Annotated in this window: 7 protein-coding genes; 6 read left to right on the top strand and 1 reads right to left on the bottom strand. The window is 67.9% G+C overall.

Annotated features, from left to right (window positions below; all coding sequences use genetic code 11):
- From uca to LDN95_RS17260, 3 genes are read left to right on the top strand one after another with little or no spacing between them, the layout of a single operon-like run.
- Window positions 1–3600 carry an urea carboxylase gene (gene uca / locus LDN95_RS17270; protein WP_370631710.1) on the top strand — a complete coding sequence of 1200 codons (3600 nt, stop codon included), beginning with the start codon at window positions 1–3 and terminating at the stop codon, window positions 3598–3600.
- Complete coding sequence (atzF, locus tag LDN95_RS17265; RefSeq protein WP_226018820.1) at window positions 3597–5366, top strand: allophanate hydrolase; 1770 nt, start codon at window positions 3597–3599, stop codon at window positions 5364–5366. Before uca ends, atzF begins: the two co-directional genes overlap by 4 nt.
- Window positions 5367–5425: 59 nt before the next feature.
- The gene (locus tag LDN95_RS17260; RefSeq protein WP_226018819.1) at window positions 5426–6388 is read left to right on the top strand and encodes a YncE family protein; all 963 of its coding nucleotides are present in this window, start codon (window positions 5426–5428) and stop codon (window positions 6386–6388) included.
- A gap of 49 nt (window positions 6389–6437) precedes the next feature.
- Here the strand turns inward: LDN95_RS17260 and LDN95_RS17255 are convergent, their stop codons facing one another.
- Complete coding sequence (locus LDN95_RS17255; RefSeq protein ID WP_226018818.1) at window positions 6438–8912, bottom strand: TonB-dependent receptor; 2475 nt, start codon at window positions 8910–8912, stop codon at window positions 6438–6440.
- A gap of 153 nt (window positions 8913–9065) precedes the next feature.
- On the opposite strand from LDN95_RS17255, the gene LDN95_RS17250 reads away from it, so the two are divergent.
- From LDN95_RS17250 to pbpC, 3 genes are all read left to right on the top strand, one after another.
- On the top strand, window positions 9066–10022 hold the full coding sequence (locus LDN95_RS17250) for a LysR family transcriptional regulator (protein WP_226018817.1): 957 nt from the start codon (window positions 9066–9068) through the stop codon (window positions 10020–10022).
- A 123-nt stretch (window positions 10023–10145) separates the two neighbouring features.
- A complete protein-coding gene (locus LDN95_RS17245) occupies window positions 10146–15917 on the top strand; it encodes an alpha-2-macroglobulin (protein ID WP_226018816.1) in 5772 nt (1923 codons plus the stop codon).
- Entirely contained in the window at window positions 15905–18067 is a 2163-nt protein-coding gene (gene pbpC, locus LDN95_RS17240; RefSeq protein ID WP_226018815.1) for a penicillin-binding protein 1C, read from the top strand. Before LDN95_RS17245 ends, pbpC begins: the two co-directional genes overlap by 13 nt.
- Window positions 18068–18086 lie beyond the last annotated feature (19 nt).

Genomic DNA, 18086 nt, shown 5'->3' with positions numbered 1-18086 from the left:
GTGCCCGCATTCGACACGGTCCTGATCGCCAACCGGGGCGCCATCGCCACCCGCATCATCCGCACCTTGCGGACGATGGGCCTGCGCTCGGTCGCGGTCTATTCGGACGCCGACGAAGCCTCGTTGCATGTCTCGCAGGCCGATGAGGCGGTGTGCATCGGCGGCGCGGCGGCCTCGGACAGTTACCTCAACATCGCCGCGATCCTTGACGCCGCGCGCAAAACGGGCGCGGGCGCGATCCATCCGGGCTATGGCTTTCTGGCCGAAAACACCGAATTTGCCGAGGCGTGCGCGGCCGCAGGGATCGTGTTCATCGGCCCGACGCCCGACAACATCCGCACGTTTGGCCTCAAGCACAGCGCGCGCGCGCTGGCCGCAGGGCACGGCGTGCCGCTGGCGCCGGGTTCCAACTTGCTGACCAGTGAAGCCGACGCGGTGCTGGCCGCGCAGCAGATCGGCTATCCGGTAATGCTCAAGGCGACCGCCGGCGGCGGTGGCATCGGCATGCGGGTGTGCGAGGACGAAGCCGCCGTGCGCGATGGCTTTGCCGCCGTCGCCCGGCTGGGCCAGAGCAACTTCGGCGACGCGGGCGTGTTCCTTGAACGCTATGTCCGGCGCGCGCGGCATGTCGAAGTGCAGATCTTCGGCGATGGCGCGGGCCGCATCGTGGCGCTGGGCGAGCGCGACTGCTCGTTGCAACGCCGCAATCAGAAAGTGGTCGAGGAAGCCCCAGCCCCGCTGCTGCCCGAAACGGTGCGGCGCGATCTCTATGCCGCCGCGATCCGGCTGGGTGAGGCAGCGCGCTATCGCTCGGCGGGCACCGTCGAGTTCCTGTACGATGCGGACCGCGCCGAGTTCTTCTTCCTTGAGATGAACACCCGCCTGCAGGTCGAACATGGCGTGACCGAGGCGGTCATGGGCATCGATCTGGTCGAATGGATGGTGCGCGGCGGAGCTGGCGATTTCAGCTTCATGGACGCAGCGCCCGCCCTGCCTCAAGGCCATGCGGTGCAAGTGCGGCTCTATGCCGAAGACCCCGCGCTCGATTATCGCCCCACCTCGGGCACACTGACGGCGGTGGAGTTCCCGGCCGATATCCGCACCGAAACCTGGGTCATGGCTGGCAGCACGGTCAGCGCATGGTACGATCCGATGCTGGCCAAGCTGATCGTCCATGCCCCCAGCCGCGCCGAAGCGATCACCGCGATGCAGACCGCGCTCGGCCAAAGCCGCATCGACGGCATCGAGACGAACTTGCGCTGGCTGCGCGAGGTGGTGCGCTCGGACGCCTTCGTCAGCGGCGAAGTCTCGACCCGCGCGCTCGATGCCATCGCGTTCCGGCCGCACTGCCTGCGGGTGATCAGCGGCGGCACCGCCACGACCGTACAGGACTGGCCGGGACGGCAGAAGCTGTGGGCGGTGGGCGTGCCCCCGTCGGGGCCGATGGACGACCAGTCGTTCCGCCTCGGCAACCGCCTGCTGGGCAATCCCGAGGGCACCGCTGGGCTGGAAATGACCGTGACCGGCCCGACACTGGCCTTCGCCGCGCCCGCCCGCATCTGCCTGACCGGAGCCGATTTCGGCGCCACGCTCGATGGACTGGCCGTGCCGCGCGGACAGGTGATCGAGGTGGCCGCCGGGCAGACGCTGGAGTTGGGCCGCGCCACCGGCGGCGGCATGCGCGGCTACCTGCTGCTGGCTGGTGGGCTCGACATCGCGCCCTACCTTGGCAGCCGCAGCACTTTCGAACTCGGCCAGTTCGGCGGCCATGCCGCGCGTCGGCTGGTGGCGGGCGATGTGCTGCATCTGGCCGGTGCGGCAACGCGCGCGCCGCTGGAGGCAAGCGAACTGCCCGCCCTGCCCACAGAATGGACCGTGCGGGTGCTCTATGGCCCGCATGGCGCACCCGATTTCTTCACCCCCGATGACATCGCCATGATCGTGTCGGCGGACTGGCAGGTCCACTACAACAGCAACCGCACCGGGGTGCGCCTGATCGGCCCCAAGCCGCAATGGGCGCGCAAGGACGGCGGCGAAGCGGGGCTGCACCCCTCGAACATCCACGACAACGCCTATGCCATCGGCGCGGTCGATTTCACCGGCGACATGCCGATCATCCTTGGTCCTGATGGCCCTTCGCTGGGTGGGTTCGTCTGCCCGTTCGTGATCATCGCGGCGGATCGCTGGAAGATCGGCCAGCTTGTGCCGGGCGACCGGCTGCGCTTCGTGCCCGTGACCATCGCCGATGCCGCGCAAGCCGCCGCCGACCAGCACGCGCTGCTCGACAGTGGCACCACCGGGCAACCCGGCCCCGCGCGCGAGATCGCCGCGCTCTCGCCGATTCTCGCTGAAATCGCCGAAGCGCCCGGCCGTCCGCGCACGCTCTATCGCCAGCAGGGCGACCGCAACATCCTGGTCGAATACGGCCCGATCGTGCTTGATATCGAGCTGCGCATCCGCGTCCACGCGCTGATGACCGAGTTGGAGCGGCTGGCAGCGCCCGGCGTGATCGACATCGTTCCCGGCATCCGTTCGCTGCAACTGCATTTCGACGGGGTGCAGATGGATCAGGCCGCCGCGCTGGCGATGCTGATCGCGGCCGAGGAACGGCTGGGCGACCTTGCCGATTTCACGATTCCTTCGCGCGTGGTCCACCTGCCGCTCAGTTGGCGCGATCCGGCCACGCTGGAGACCATCGAGAAGTACATCGGCGCGGTCCGCGATGATGCGCCGTGGTGCCCGGACAACATCGAGTTCATCCGCCGCATCAATGGCTTGCCCGATGTGGCGGCGGTCGAGAACCTGATCTTCGAGGCCAACTATCTGGTCATGGGGCTGGGCGATGTCTATCTGGGCGCGCCAGTTGCAACCCCGGTCGATCCACGCCACCGGCTGGTCACCACCAAGTACAACCCCGCGCGCACCTGGACCCCGCCCAATGTCGTCGGCATCGGCGGCGCCTACATGTGCATCTATGGCATGGAGGGGCCGGGCGGCTACCAGTTGTTCGGCCGGACCCTTCAGGTGTGGAACACCTATCGCCAGACCGACGCCTTCATCGAGGGCAAGCCCTGGCTGCTGCGGTTCTTCGACCAGATCCGCTTCTACCCGGTCAGCGCCGAGGAACTGGTCGAATGGCGCCGCGACTTTCCCAGCGGCCGTCGCTCGATCCGGATCGAGCCATCCGAGTTCCGGCTGGCCGACTACCGCGCCTATCTTGCCGACAACGCGCAAGGCATCGCCACGTTCGAATCCCGCCGGCAGGCTGCCTTCGATGAGGAACGCGCCGATTGGCAGCGGCGCGGCGAATTCGATCGGGTGACCGACCTTGCCGAGGCCGATGCGCCGCCGGTGGGCGAAATCGCGGTTCCCGAAGGCGCCACGCTGGTCGAGGCACCGTTCGGCGGCAGCGTGTGGAAGCTGCTGGTCGATGAGGGCGACACGGTGGCAGCGGGCCAGACGATCGCCATCATCGAGGCGATGAAGATGGAATGCCCCGTGCAAAGCCCGGCCGCGGGCACGATCGCCGCGCTCTACATTGCCGAGCGCCAGTCCCTGCAACCCGGCGCGCCGATGCTCGCGCTCAGGAGTGACGCATGACCGCCCCCGTTCGCCATAGCGCCGTCGCCATCGCGGCGGCGGTCAATTCGGGTCTGACCAGCGCCGTCGCGGTGGCCGAGCAGACGCTCGCCCGCATCGCCGCCTATGACGCCATCCAGCCGCAGATCTGGATCAGCCGGGCCGCGCCCGACGATCTGCTGGCAGCCGCACGCGCCATCGACGCGCGGGTGGCGGCGGGCGAAGTGCTGCCGCTGGCCGGTGTACCCTTTGCGGCCAAGGACAACATCGACGTTGCCGGGTTCGCAACGACAGCCGCCTGCCCGGCCTTCGCCTATTCCCCCGAGGCATCGTCAGGCGTGGCCGAACGGCTGCTGGCAGCGGGCGCGCTGTGCGTGGGCAAGACCAACCTTGACCAGTTCGCCACCGGCCTTGTCGGCACGCGCAGCCCCTATGGCATTCCGCGCAACGCCTCCAACCTTGCCTATGTCAGCGGCGGATCGAGTTCGGGATCGTCGGTCGCGGTGGCGGCGGGGCTGGTGCCGTTCGCGCTGGGGACCGACACCGCAGGCTCTGGCCGCGTGCCCGCTGCGTTCAACCACCTGATCGGGTTCAAGCCGAGCAAGGGCCGCTGGAGCACGCGCGGCGTGGTGCCCGCCTGCCGCACGCTCGATTGCGTCACCGTGTTCACCGACGATACCGCCGATGCCGCGCTGGTGGATCACGTGCTGGCGGGCTTCGACCCCGCCGATCCATGGTCCAAGCCACTGGCCGATGCCCCGCGCGGCCACAAGGTCATCGGCGTGCCACGCCGCAGCCAGCGCGTCTGGTTCGGCGACGCCGAATCCGAATACCTCTATGACCGCGCGCTGGAACATCTGGCGTCGCTTGGCACCATCGTCGAGATCGACCTCGCCCCGCTGCAAGAGGCGGCGCAACTGCTCTATGGCGGGCCATGGGTGGCCGAGCGGACGGCCGCGATTGCCGGTCTGCTCACCACCGACCCCGATGCGGTGGACCCGACCGTGCGCGCGGTCGTCGAACAAGGCTGGGACAAGGGCGCGGTCGAACTGTTCAACGGCATCTACCGCCTCGCCGAGATCAAGCGCCATGCCGACAGCGTGTGGGCCTCGATCGACGTGCTGGCCTTTCCGACCACGGGCACGACCTATCGCGTGGCCGAACTGGCGGCGGCGCCCATCGCCCTCAACAGCAATCTGGGCTTCTACACCAATTTCGTGAACCTGCTCGACATGGCGGCGGTGGCCGTGCCCGCCGGCGCGCGCGCCAATGCCACCGGCTTTGGCATTACCCTGATCGGCCCAGCCGACACCGACCGCGCGCTGCTTGAAACCGCCGATGCCTATCTTGCCGCAGCCGATCTCCCATCTCCACCCCCGCTCGACCTGGAGGGCAAAATGCAGACCGTGAAACTCGCCGTTGTCGGAGCCCACCTGAAAGACATGCCGCTGCACTGGCAGCTGACGTCGCGCAATGCCACGTTCGTCGGCGCGTTCGAGACCGCGCCCACCTACCGGCTCTATGCCATGGCTGACAGCGTGCCGCCCAAGCCCGCGCTGGTGCATGATGAGACCGGTGGCACGATCGCGCTGGAGGTGTACGAACTGGGCGTGGCCGAATTCGGCAGCTTTGTCGTCGAAGTGCCGGCGCCTTTGGCCATCGGCACGGTCACGCTGGCCGATGGCACCAGCGTGAAGGGCTTTGTCGCCGAACCGCGCGCGCTGGCAGGGGCCCAGGACATCACCAGCCTTGGCGGCTGGCGCGCCTACATCGCGCAGCGCGCCTGAAAATACTGGCCTGAAACTTCTGCGCTGACATTGTTGCACGCAAACCAAAGGGAACCGGCATGAAAACGTTGCGGATGATGCTGTTGACGGCACTTGCCGGTTGCGCTTTGCCTTGCACCGCCGCGCAGGCGCAACAGGCGCAAGTCATCACCGTGCCGGGCTTTGCCGACTTCCTGGCGGTCGATGGCAAGACCGTGTGGGCCACCAACAAGGGCCGGGTCGAACACTGGTCGCGCAAGGGCAAGCTGGCCGAAGTGCCGATGGCGCACCCCTGCGGCGCAATGGCGGTGGCGCAAGGATCGCTGTGGGTGGCCGATTGCAAGGACGGCACGCTCAACCGCATCGACCTGCGCTCGGCAAAGATCACCGCGACGATTGCGACCGGCATCGCCAATCCGCAAGGCGAATTGAACGTGGCCGCAGGGGCCGGTTCGATCTGGGTCGCCAGCGATACCAAGGGCGCGGTCGCCCGCGTCGATCCGGTCAGCAACACGGTGACCGCCACGATCGCGGTCGATCCCGACACCTGGTATCTGGCGTTCGGGCTTGATGCGTTGTGGGCAGTCAGCGCCACGCAGCAGTCGCTCCAACGCATCGATCCTGTCACCAACACCGTCACCGGCAAAGTCGCGCTGGGCCGCACGCCGGGCTTTCTGGCAGCGGGTGAAGGCGCCGTCTGGGTTCAGGAACAAGGCGACGGCACGCTGGTGCGCGTCGATCCCGCCAGCGTCACCGTGACCGGCCGGGTCAAAGTGGGCGACAACCTGAAATGGGGCGATATCGACACCGGGGCGGGCAAAGTCTGGCTGCGCACGACCGACGATCAGGTGTTCGCCGTGATCGACGCCAGATCGCTGGCGATCGACGCGCGGATCGGCAAGGCTGCGGGCAGCGGCGCGCTGCGCTATACCCGCTCGGGCGTGTGGACCACCGCGCACGATCAGCACACCCTGTCATGGTGGCCCAAGGCCGCGCTGGCAAAAGCGGGGGCCAAAGCGGGGGCCAAAGCGGGCGGAAAGTAACCCTCGCTTCAAATCCGGCCGGACCACCGCAAGTCCGGCCGGATCGTCGTCAGAACACCAGTCGGCTGGTCAGGCCGATCGTGCGCGGATGCACGGTATAGCCTTCGATCACCGTGTTGATCTGCGGGCTCTGGATGATCGTGCGGTTGTCGAGCAGGTTCTTGACGTAGAGCGAAACCTGTCCGCGCCCGTGAATCAAGCCGATACTGGCGTTGAGCACGCCATAGGCGGGGTTGTAGTAGTTGGGATTGGCTGCCTGATAGCTGCCGTACGAATGGCCGGTATAAGTGAAGTTGACCAGACTGGTGAACCCGATGTCGGCGCTGACCGGCGTGTTGTAGCTGGCGGATGCGGTGGCGGTGACGCCGGGCACGTCGATCAGATGCTGGCCCACGGCAATGTCGGTCGGGTTGTTCGACTTGGTGATCGTGGCGTGATTGACGCTGGCCGTCGCCCCGATCTGCAAATGCGGGGTCAGCTTCAACGATGCTTCCAGTTCGGCGCCATAGATCCGCGCATTGCCGACATTGCTGGTGAAATAGTACCCGCACGTGGGCAGATAGATCTGCTGCTGGATGTTGGTCCAGTCGGTGTAGAAGCCCGAGACGTTGAGGCGCAGGCGGCGGCCCAGAAACTCGTTCTTCGATCCCGCCTCGTAGGTCCACAGGCTGTCCGAGGCGAACTGCGTGGGCTGGGTGGTCTGGCCGATTGCCTCGAAATCGCCATTGCATACCGATGTCGGGCCGAACACGATCGGGCCGGTCGGACCACCCAGACGGAAGCCCTTGGCGGCGGTGGCATAGACCGAACTGCCCGCGCTCAAGTCATGATAGAGCGTCGCCTTGGGCAGGAACGCGTTTGACGATGCCGCCTGCGTATAGGGTGCAGACGCAGGCTGGCCCGCCGTCTGGTAGCCCAGATTGCCGATCTGGTAGAACCCGGTTTCGACCGAGACGAAATCCTCGTGCGCATGGGCAAAACGCCCACCCAGATCAAGCTTCCAGCCAGGCGCGAAAGTGATCCCGACCTGCCCGAAGATCGCGTACTGCTGTTGCTTGTAGGTACGGTCGTCGGACTCGTCGATGTCGTTGGGGAACAGCGGGATCGCCGCACCACCGCCCGGCTGGCCATACGCGGGATTGCCGAAGGTCGTCTCGACCAGCGAATCCTCCATCGCGATGCCGTAAATGCTCTTGAAGGTGGAATTGATGCCCGCAATCTGCTGGAAATTGACGTTGTGCACCTTTTGCGAGCTGAAATAGGCCCCGACTACCCACTTGAGCCAGCTTGCCCCCGGACTGCTTGCGTTCGAAGCCAGTCGCAGTTCCTGATTGAAGCTTTGATACGTGGTGTCGTAGTGAACGTAGGACGGCAGATTGGCGATCACCGTGTCGTTTTGCGTCTGATATTCCGGGTAGATCGCATCAAGGAAGAACTGCGCGAACGCGGTGCTGTTGAAATAGGTGCCGTCCTCGATCCGGCTGGCCTTGCGGTGGAACACGCCGGTCACCGAAGTCAGGTCGGCAAAGCCAAGCCCCTTTTCGATCGTCAGGCTGCCCAGCGTCATCGTGTCGTGGCTGGGTTCGGCCACCAGCTTGTTCTGCTGCCACAGGCCGACACCGGGATAGAACGCCGCGTTATCGGCATTGTTGGCGCGTTGATAGAAGAACGCGGGCGTGATCGTGAGGTCGGGCGCGGGCGTCCATTTGGCGGTGACGTGCGCGGTCAGGCTGTTTTCGCTGTTCACGCCCTTGCCATCGCGCACCCCGGCGGGGGTGAAGTGATCGATCCAGCCGCTGTCGTTGACGTAGTTGACGCTCGCCCGCACCGCCAGCACGTCGCTGACCACCGGCAGGTTGATCATCCCCGACAGCGCATAATTGGTGCCGCCATGCAGCGTCGTCGAAACGTCGCCCGATGCGGCGCCGCCGAACGTGGTCATGTTGGGCGCCATCGTGATGAAGCGGATGGTGCCGCCTTCGGAGCTGTCGCCATAAAGCGTGCCCTGCGGCCCGCGCAGCACCTCGATGCGCTCGATATCGGGCAGGCGCAGGTCGATCGCGCCATCGCGATAGAGGTTGGGGATCGTCACCGACACATCGTCAAGATAGAGCCCGACGGTCGATGCGCCCGAGGTGGAGCTGATCCCGCGGATGATGATGTTGGTGCGCCCTTCCTGACCGGCCACCGCATTGAAGGCAACGCCTGGCACCGCGCGGCTCAGATCATCGTAGCTGGCGATGCGCTGGTCCTTGAGGTCGGCCCCGGACAGAACCGACAGGCTGATCGGTACGGTGCGGATATCCTCGCTGCGCTTTTGCGCGGTCACCACGATCTCGCCGCCAAGATCGGCGCCGGGCAGGGCTTCGGGCGGAGCGGGGGTCTGCGCGCTGTCGGCTGCCACAGCCGCGTGGGCGAGCGAGGGCAGCAGCGCCGGTGCTGCGGCGCACAACATGGCGATCAGCGAGGTCGCGGTTGCCATGCCGCGGCGATCGCTGCGGACGGAAGTGTTATGCTTGGTCATGGCGGAGCCCCTCTGCGCCGAAATGCTGCACATGCGTTGCCGCAGCGCAGGGCATCACGCTAGGCACTGATTTTCGATGATGGTCATAAAACTGATCTATGGCATGAGCGTATTGCAGGGATGCGCCTGCGACACGCCGACTTGGGGGCCTGCTTGCCGGACACACTGCCGCCGATCGATCATGCCCAGCGGATCGACCGCAACTTCGCGACCAAAGTCGACTGGAACCTGCTGCGCCTTTTCGTGGAAATCGTGCGCGCGGGCGGGATCGGCGCGGCCGCGCGCCGTCTCAACCGCCAGCAGCCGACCATCAGCGCCGCGCTCAAGCGACTGGAAACCCACGCCGGGGTCCGGTTGCTGCACCGGTCGGCTGCGGGGGTGGAACTGACCGGGGCCGGCCGCGCGCTGCTGCTGATCTGCGAGGACATGTTCGAGGCCGCGCGCATGGCCCCGCACCAGATCGCCCAGGCCGTGAAGCATGTCGAAGGGCGGGTGCGCATCCACACGATCTCGTCGATCATCTCGACCGAATTCGATGAGGCAATCGCCACCTTCCACCGCCGCCAGCCCGCAATCCAGATCGAACTGCGCGTGTCGCCCTGGCGTGAGGTGCTCAATGCGCTGGAACGCGGCGAGGCCGAGATCGGCGTCGGCTATGACAGCGGCGTGCGCCCCGGCCTCAATTATGAACCGCTGTTCGTCGAGGCGCAGCAACTCTACTGCGCCCGCAACAACCCGCTTTACGGTCGCCGCATTACCCGGCTTGGCGAGCTGCGCGAGGAAGGCTTTGTCCTGACCGGCGAGGATGAACTCGAAACCATCACCCGCCTGCGCCAGCGCTATGGGCTGGGCGCGGTGGTCAACGGCCGGGCTGAGGACATTCACGAGGCGCGGCGGCTGATCGCACTGGGGGTCGGGATCGGCTTTCTGCCGGTTCTGGCGGCGTCCGAACTGGTGGCAAGGGGCACCTTGTGGCCCTTGCTGACGCGCGATGCCGAACCGTCCTACGACATCTATCTGCTCGCCCGCGCCATGCCCGAGCGCGACACGGCGGCGCAACTGTTCCTTGACGAGATGATCCGCCGCCTGCGCGCCAAGCAGCGGACATAGCAAGGCTGGCTCCAGCCCGGCGACCGCACCATGGATGGACAGGCCCGGCGCAATCGCGGATGACCCTTACCGGACGATTTACCGCGATGGCGGGCAGCGGCGATTCGCCGGGGGAGTAGGCTGATGGCGCGCAAGTTCGGGCATGGCCGATCGGTCGGGGGCGGCTGGCGGATGCTGCTGCCGCTGCTGGCGCTGGCGCCCTTGACCGCGCGCGGCGATCTGCCTGCGCAAGTGACGCTGGCCACGCCCGGTTCGACCGGCAGCGGCAGCGGGGCGATCGACCGCTTCACCATCCGTTTTTCGCAAGCCATGGTGGCGCTGGGCGATCCACGCGCCAAGGCACCGGTCACCAACGATTGCAAGGTGGCCTCGACCGGTAACTGGGTCGATCCGCAGACGTACGTGCTCGATTTCGAACGTACTCTGCCCGCTGGCACAAGTTGCAAGGTCACGCTGACAGATGGCGTGGCGACGGCATCGGGCACCCGGCTGATCGGCCAGCGCAGCTTCACCATCGACACCGCCGGGCCGTCGCTGCGCGCGGTGCTGGCGCCGGGTGAGGAGGGCAGCGAGATCGACGAGGATCAGGTGTTCCTCGTCGCCACCAACGACCGCGCCGACCCGGCTTCGGTCGCCGCGCACGCCGCCTGCGCCATCGACGGCGTGGGTGAGACGACCGCCGTCGACGTGCTGCCCGCCGACACCGCGCTCAAGGTGCTGTCGGCGCTTGGCAAGGATGACTGGCGGCGCAACGATTTCCTCAGCCAGGCCGAGATCAGCCCGGATGTGGTTTCCGATCCGCGCCGGGCGCAGGCGGCGCTGGGCAATGTGCTGGCGCTCAAATGCCGCCGCCCGCTGCCGCCCGAAAAGGACATGGCGCTGGTCTGGCCTTCGGCGATCACCGACCTTGCCGGCAAGGCCGCCGGGCGCGATCAGCGGTTCGACTTCACCGTGCGCCACGCCTTCGAGGCGACGTTCGAATGCAGCCGCAGCAATGGCAGCGCCGGATGCAACCCGATCCTGCCGGCACATTTGCGCTTTTCCAGCGCGATCGACCGCAATCAGGCGCTGGCGATCCGGCTGAAGCTGGCCGACGGCAGCGAGCGCACCCCGACTCTGGACGACAACGAGAAGAACAACGCGCAAGTCGGCCAGGTCAGCTTTGCCGGGCCGTTCCCGGCGGACAGCCAGGCACAAGTGGTGTTGCCGCAAGGCATCCGCGACCTGTCGGGCCGCAATCTCGCCAACGCGGCGCGCTTTCCGCTGCCGGTGCGGTTCGATCCCGCGCCGCCGCTGGTCAAGTTTGCCGCCAACTTCGGCATCATCGAGGCGAACGAGGCGCACGACCTGCCCGTCACGGTGCGCGCGGTCGAACCGCAACTGGCCGGCAAGTTCACCTCCGTTGCGGGCATATCGGCCAAGATCGCCGACAACGATGCGCAGATCGCCGACTGGCTGCGCCGTCTGGACAAGGCGGGCGAGGACAACATCGAGCGCATCGAAAAGCCCGATGCCCCGACCGTCTCGATCAACCACACCGGCGAAAAGCCCCTGCTGACGGGCGGTCAGGGCAGCGCGATCAAGCTTGACCTGCCGGGCAAGGGCAAGACGTTCGAGGTGGTCGGCGTACCGCTGGGCGGCAAGGGCTTCCATGTGGTCGAACTGGCCAGCCCGGCGCTGGGCAATGCGCTGCTCGGGCGCAACGTGCCGCGCTATGTCGCTGCTGGCGCATTGGTCACCAACATGGCGGTGCATTTCAAATGGGGGCGCGAAGCCTCGCTGGTGTGGGTGACCGCGCTCGACAGCGCCAAGCCGGTGGCGGGCGCTGCGGTGCGGATCAGCGACAGTTGCGATGGCCGCCAGCTTGTCACCGGGCGCACCGGGGCGGACGGCACGCTGACCATCCGCGCCGGATTGCCCAAGGCCTCGCTCTATACCGGCTGCGACGAAGGCGCGGACCATACCTTGATGGTTTCGGCCCGCGCGGGCGACGACATGAGCTTCACCCTGTCGAACTGGAACAAGGGCATCTCGCCCTATGATTTCGACCTGTCGTTCGGCAGCGACGAGCGCAACGAGATCGTGCACACCGTATTCGACCGCACATTGGTGCGGGTGGGTGAAACGGTCCACTTCAAGCACATCTTGCGCAAGCCGGTGGGGCCGGGCTTTGCCTTCGGGCAAGGCTTTTCGGGCAAGCTGGTATTCCAGCATCAGGGATCGGACACCAGGTTCGAACAGGATGCCACCATCGATGGCATGGGTTCGGGCACCGGTGAGTGGACCGTTCCGACCGGCGCGCCGCTGGGCGACTATGCCTTGAGCTTCACCGTCGGCGATCGCACCATCGACACCGGCCAGACGGTGAAGGTCGACGAATACAAGCTGCCGACGATGCGCGCCACGATCACTGGCCCCAAGGACGCGCTGGTGCAGCCCGCCAGCGTGCCGCTGTCGCTGTTCGTCGGCTATCTGTCGGGCGGGGGCGCCGGGCACATGCCGGTAACGCTGCGCACCGACTTCAGCGCGTGGTTCCCGACCCCGCGCGGCTGGGACGCCTTCAGTTTTGGTGGCGATCCGGTGCAGGAAGGCACCCGCGCTTTGGGCGCCGACGAGGCCGAAACGCCAACCGCCCTGCCCTATGCCCAGACCCTGCCCGCATCGCTGGGCGCGGACGGTACTGCACGCGCCGACATCGCCATCAATCAGGCCATCACCCGCCCGCTGTCGCTGACGGTTGAGATGGACTATCCCGATGCCAACGGCGAGACGATGACCGCCTCGCGCGTGCTGACGCTCTACCCTTCCGCGCTGCAAGTCGGCCTGCGCAGCGACGGCTGGCTGATGCGCGATGACGACTTGCGCTTGCAGATGGTCGTGCTTGACCTGCACGGCAAGCCGGTGAGCGGGCAGGACGTGACCATCGACCTCTACTCGCGCGAGACGATAACGGCGCGCAGGCGGCTGATCGGCGGCTTCTATGCCTATGACAATCAGGAGAAAATCACCAAGCTGTCTGGCGGCTGCACCACGCGCAGCGATGCACTGGGCCGCGCTTCGTGCCAGTTGGCGCCGGGCGTATCGGGCGAGGTGACGGTCGTGGCGCGGGTCAAGGATGCCGAGGGGCGCGAGGCGCGCGCGGTCAAGTCGGTCTGGCTGGCGGGCAAGGACGACTGGTGGTTCGGCGGCGACAACGGCGACCGCATGGACGTGATCCCCGAAGCGACCGAGTACAAGGCGGGCGATGTCGCCAAGTTCCAGGTGCGCATGCCCTTCCGCGAGGCGACCGCGCTGGTCACGGTCGAGCGCGAGGGCGTGCTGTCCAGCTTCGTCACCACGCTGTCGGGCACCGATCCGGTGGTCGAGGTCAAGCTGCCGGGCGACTATGCGCCCAATGTCTATGTCTCGGTCATGGCGGTGCGCGGCCGCGTGGGCGGCTGGGCGCTGTGGTTTGCCGATCTGGCGCGGCGCTGGCACCTGCCGTTCTTCCGGCAGGATGCGGCAAGCCCCACCGCGATGGTCGATCTGGCCAAGCCCAGTTACCGCATCGGCATGGCCAAAGTCGCCGTCGGCGCCGAAGCGCACCGCCTTGCGGTTTCGCTAAAGCCGCAGCGCGAACGCTATGCCGTGCGCGAAACCGCGCAAGTCGCGCTGGCGGTCCACCGGCCCGATGGCAGCCCGGCAAGCGGCGCGGACGTGGCGTTCGTGGCGGTGGACGAGGCGTTGCTGCAACTCAGCCCCAACAAGAGCTGGGACTTGATCGGCGCCATGATGGGCGAGCGCAGCCTTGAGGTGGCGACTTCCACCGCGCAGATGCAGGTGGTCGGCAAACGCCACTATGGCAAGAAGGCCGTGGCTGCGGGCGGCGGCGGCGGCGATGCAAGTGCGGTCAACCGCGAGAACTTCCAGCCGGTGCTGCTGTGGCAGGGCCATGTCGCGCTCGATGCCAAGGGTGAGGCGCTGGTCGCCGTGCCGCTGTCCGATGCGCTGTCGCGCTTCCGTCTGGTCGCGGTCGCCACCGAAGGCGCGCAACTGTTCGGCACGGGCGAAGCGAGCGTGCGCACCGCGCAGGATCTGGCGGCCTATCCCGGCCTGCCCTCGCTGGTGCGCACCGGCGATCATTTCGAGGCGGCATTCACGCTGCGCAACGGGTCGGACCATGCGATGACCGTCACCGCGCAAGCCTCGGTCGAACCGCTGATCGCGCGGCCCGGCCCGCTTACGCTGACGATTCCGGCAGGCGGCGCGGGTCGGGTCCGCTGGGGGGTCTTTGCACCCGATGCCGCAGGGCCGCTGAAATGGACGCTGAAGGTGAAGGCCGACGATGGCCGCGCGCAGGACAGCGTCACCACCACGCAGGATGTGGCCCCCGCCGTGCCCGAGGAAGTGTGGGCGGCCAGCCTGCTGCGGGTCGGCGATCCGGCACCGATGATCGCGGTGCCGCAAGGCGCGCTGCCCGGTGGCCGGGTGACGGTCGATTTGACCGACAGCCTGTCCGCGCCGCTGGCGGGCGTGCGCGCCTACATGGCGGACTACCCCTACACCTGCTTCGAACAGCGGCTGTCGCGCATCGTCGTGACCGGCGATGCGGCGGGCTGGGGCGTGCTGGCGGGCGCCTTGCCGACGTATCTCGATGGTGACGGGCTGGTGCGTTACTGGCCCGAAGCGCAGGCGCAAGGCTCGGCGGAACTGACCGCTTATGTTCTGGCGATGACCAGCGCGGCGGGTCTGCCCTTGCCCGAAGATGGCAAGACCAAGATCACCGCTGCGCTGACCCGCGTGGTGCAAGGACGGCTGACGCGCGACCGACCGCTGCGGGTGGATGAACGACCGGTGCGGATCGCCGCATTGGCCGCGCTCGCCCGCGCCGGGGCCGCCGATCCGGGGCTGGTGGCGCGGATCGACATGGTCCCCGCCGACATGCCGACAGCCACGCTGGCCGACTGGATCGTCGCGCTCGACCGGCTGCCGCGTGCTCCCAATGCAGCAGGTCTGAAAGCGGCGGCAGAGGGTGAACTGCGCCGCCGTCTGGTCTATTCCGGCACCCGGCTCGATCTGGTCGATCAGGCCAATGCGCCCTGGTGGATGATGGTCGGCGCCGACGAAATGGCGATCAAGGCGCTCGACGCGGTGATCGGCAAGCCCGGCTGGTCGGGCGATGTGCCCCGGCTGATGACCGGCGTCGCCGCGCGGCAACAGCGCGGACACTGGGACACCACGCCTGCCAACGCCTGGGGCGTGATCGCCAGCCGCCGTTTTGCCGCGGCCTATCCGGCCAGCGCGATCACCGGCACCACCCGCGTCGCGCTCGGCACACGCGGCCTGACCGTGAACTGGCCGCGCAAGGGTGAGGCGGTGCCGCTGTCGTTCCCGCTTGCCGCCGGACCGCTGACACTGAGCCAGAGCGGCGGCGCCGGGCCGTGGGCCACGGTCACGGTGCGCGCCGCTGTGCCTTTGCGTCAGCCGCTGATGGCGGGCTATCGCCTGTCGCGCAGCGTCACAGTCGTCACCGCCCGCCATCCCGGCCGGTGGAGCGCGGGCGACGTGGTGCGGGTGCACCTGCAGATCGACGCCAATGCCGACCGCTCGCAAGTGGTGCTGTCCGATCCCTTGCTGCCCGGCGCGACAGTGCTGTCCAGTCTGGGCGGCCAGTCGGCGATCCTCCAGCAGGGCGAACAGGCGAGCGGCGCGGCGCCGAGCTATCGCGAGAGCACGCGTGAGGCATGGCGCGCCTATTTCGACTGGTTGCCGCGCGGCACCACGGTGATCGAATATACCGTGCGGCTCAATGCGCCGGGCACGTTCAGCCTGCCGCCCGCGCGGGTTGAAGCGATGTATGCCCCGGCCATCCGCGCGCAATTGCCGATCGGACCGGTCACGGTATGGGGTTCCTGAAGCGCGCTGCAGGCCGCGTGCCGCCGCACCGCCGACGGCAGGCGGGATGGGTTGCGGCCATCGCGCTGCTGCTCGGCCTGCTGGCGCTGGACTGGCGGACCGCGCCGCCTGCCGTGCCCGACTTCGTGGCGATGCGGCAGGACTGGCCATCGAGCGAGGCGTGGCTGCGCGACCGCGATGGGCGCCTGCTCGACGCGGTGCGGGTCAACTTCAGCGTCCGCAGGCTCGGTTGGACCCGGCTTGACGATGTGCCGCGCGATCTGCGCCACATGCTGATCGCGGCCGAGGACCGGCGCTTTGCCTACCACGGCGGGGTCGACTGGCTGGCGCTGCTGGCCAGCGCACGCGACCGGTTGCGTGCCGGCATCCGGGGACACCGCACGCGCGGCGCCTCCACGCTGACAATGCAGACCGCCGCATTCCTGTGGCCAGAGATCGGCCGCCCCGGCAAGCGCGGGCTGCTCGACAAGCTGCGCCAGATGCGCGCGGCGTGGGCGATCGAGGATCGCTGGACCAAGCCGCAAGTGCTCGAAGCCTACCTCAACCTCGCCCCCTTCCGGGGCGAGACGCAAGGCGTGGGTGCGGGCGCGCTGGCACTGTTCGGCAAAGCCCCCGCCGCGCTCGACCGGCGCGAAGATGCCGTGATGATCGCGATGCTGCGCAGCGCCGACGCCCCGCCCGATCGCGTCGCCCGCCGCGCCTGCCGGATGCTGCCCGCCAGCGATTGCCCGGCCTTGCAGGCGCTGGCCGAAGCGGTGAGCGGCAGCGCCAACTTGCGCAGCCTCGATCCCGGCCTTGCCCCGCATCTGGCCGCGCACCTGCTGACCCGGCCGGGCCTGACCGTGACGACCACGCTCGATGCGCGGATTCAGGAAATCGCCGTCACCGCCCTGCGCCATCAGTTGCAGGGGCTTGGCCCCCGGCGCGCGCGCGATGGCGCGGTGGTGGTGGTCGACAACGCCAACGGCGAAGTGCTGGCTTATGTCGGCGGGGTCGGGCTGGATTCGACGGCGGCGCAAGTCGATGGCGCCGCCGCCCCCCGGCAGGCGGGATCGACGCTCAAGCCGCATCTCTATGCGCAACTGATCGAGCGCAAGTGGCTGACCGCAGCCTCGATCCTCGACGATTCGCCGGTGCAACTCGACACTGCATCCGGGCTGTATGTGCCGCGCAATTACGACAATGCCTTCATGGGCCCGGTTTCGGCGCGGCGGGCGCTGGCCAACTCGCTCAACGTGCCAGCGGTGCGCGCGCTGCTGCTTGACGGGGTGCAGCCGTTCCGCGACCGGCTGTGGGATCTGGGCTATGTCGGGCTGGAGAACGATGGCTCGTACTACGGCTTCTCGCTGGCGCTGGGATCGGCGGAGGTCACGCTGCTGCAACAGGCCAACGCCTATCGCACGCTCGCCAATCTGGGCCGCTGGTCGCCGCTGAAGCTGGTGCCCGGTGATCCGGGCGAGCCGGTGCGCCACTTGCTCGACCCGGGCGCGGCGTGGATCGTCGGCGACATCCTGTCCGATGCCAGCGCGCGGGCGAGTACGTTCGGCGTCGATTCCGCGCTGCGCCTGCCGTTCTGGGCGGCGGCCAAGACCGGCACCAGCAAGGCAATGCGCGACAACTGGTGCATCGGCTTTTCCGACCGCTTCACCGTGGCGGTGTGGGTCGGCAATCTGGAAGGCGATCCGATGCGCGCGGTTTCGGGCACCAGCGGCGCGGCCCCGGTCTGGCGCGACGTGATGATCGCGCTGCACCGCGACCGACCGGGTGTGCAACCGGCGCGCCCGGCCAACGTCACCGGCTCGACCGTCCGCTTTGCCGGCGCGCGCGAACCGGCGCGCAGCGAATGGTTCATCGCCGGAACCGCGCAAGGCCTGATGGCGCCCGCTCCCGCCTTTGCCCGCCGCCCGCGCATCACCAACCCGGTCTCGGGCGCGGTCTATGCCTGGGATCCCGACATTCCGCCCGCGCGCCAGTCGATCGGGGTGGCGGTCAGCGGCGCGGCATCGGACTTGCGGCTGGCGCTCGACGGACGCGATTTTGCAGGCGCGCAAGGCTTGCCGCAACTGCCGCTGGTGCCGGGATCGCACCTGCTGGCCTTGCGCGATGTGGGCGGCCGGACGCTCGATCAGGTTCGCTTCACCGTGAAATGAGCCACCGGCGGAAGCTCGT

The organism is Novosphingobium sp. FKTRR1, from assembly GCF_020404405.1.
Classification (GTDB): domain Bacteria; phylum Pseudomonadota; class Alphaproteobacteria; order Sphingomonadales; family Sphingomonadaceae; genus Novosphingobium.
The sequence above is the reverse complement of the archived record's forward strand: the minus strand, read 5'-3'. Positions and strand labels throughout refer to the sequence as shown.

Coding starts and splice junctions, on each gene's coding strand:
- atzF (WP_226018820.1), top strand. CDS start 3,597: ATGACCGCCCCCGTTCGCCATAGCGCCGTCGCCATCGCGGCGGCGGTC.
- LDN95_RS17260 (WP_226018819.1), top strand. CDS start 5,426: ATGAAAACGTTGCGGATGATGCTGTTGACGGCACTTGCCGGTTGCGCT.
- LDN95_RS17255 (WP_226018818.1), bottom strand. CDS start 8,912: ATGACCAAGCATAACACTTCCGTCCGCAGCGATCGCCGCGGCATGGCA.
- LDN95_RS17245 (WP_226018816.1), top strand. CDS start 10,146: ATGGCGCGCAAGTTCGGGCATGGCCGATCGGTCGGGGGCGGCTGGCGG.
- pbpC (WP_226018815.1), top strand. CDS start 15,905: ATGGGGTTCCTGAAGCGCGCTGCAGGCCGCGTGCCGCCGCACCGCCGA.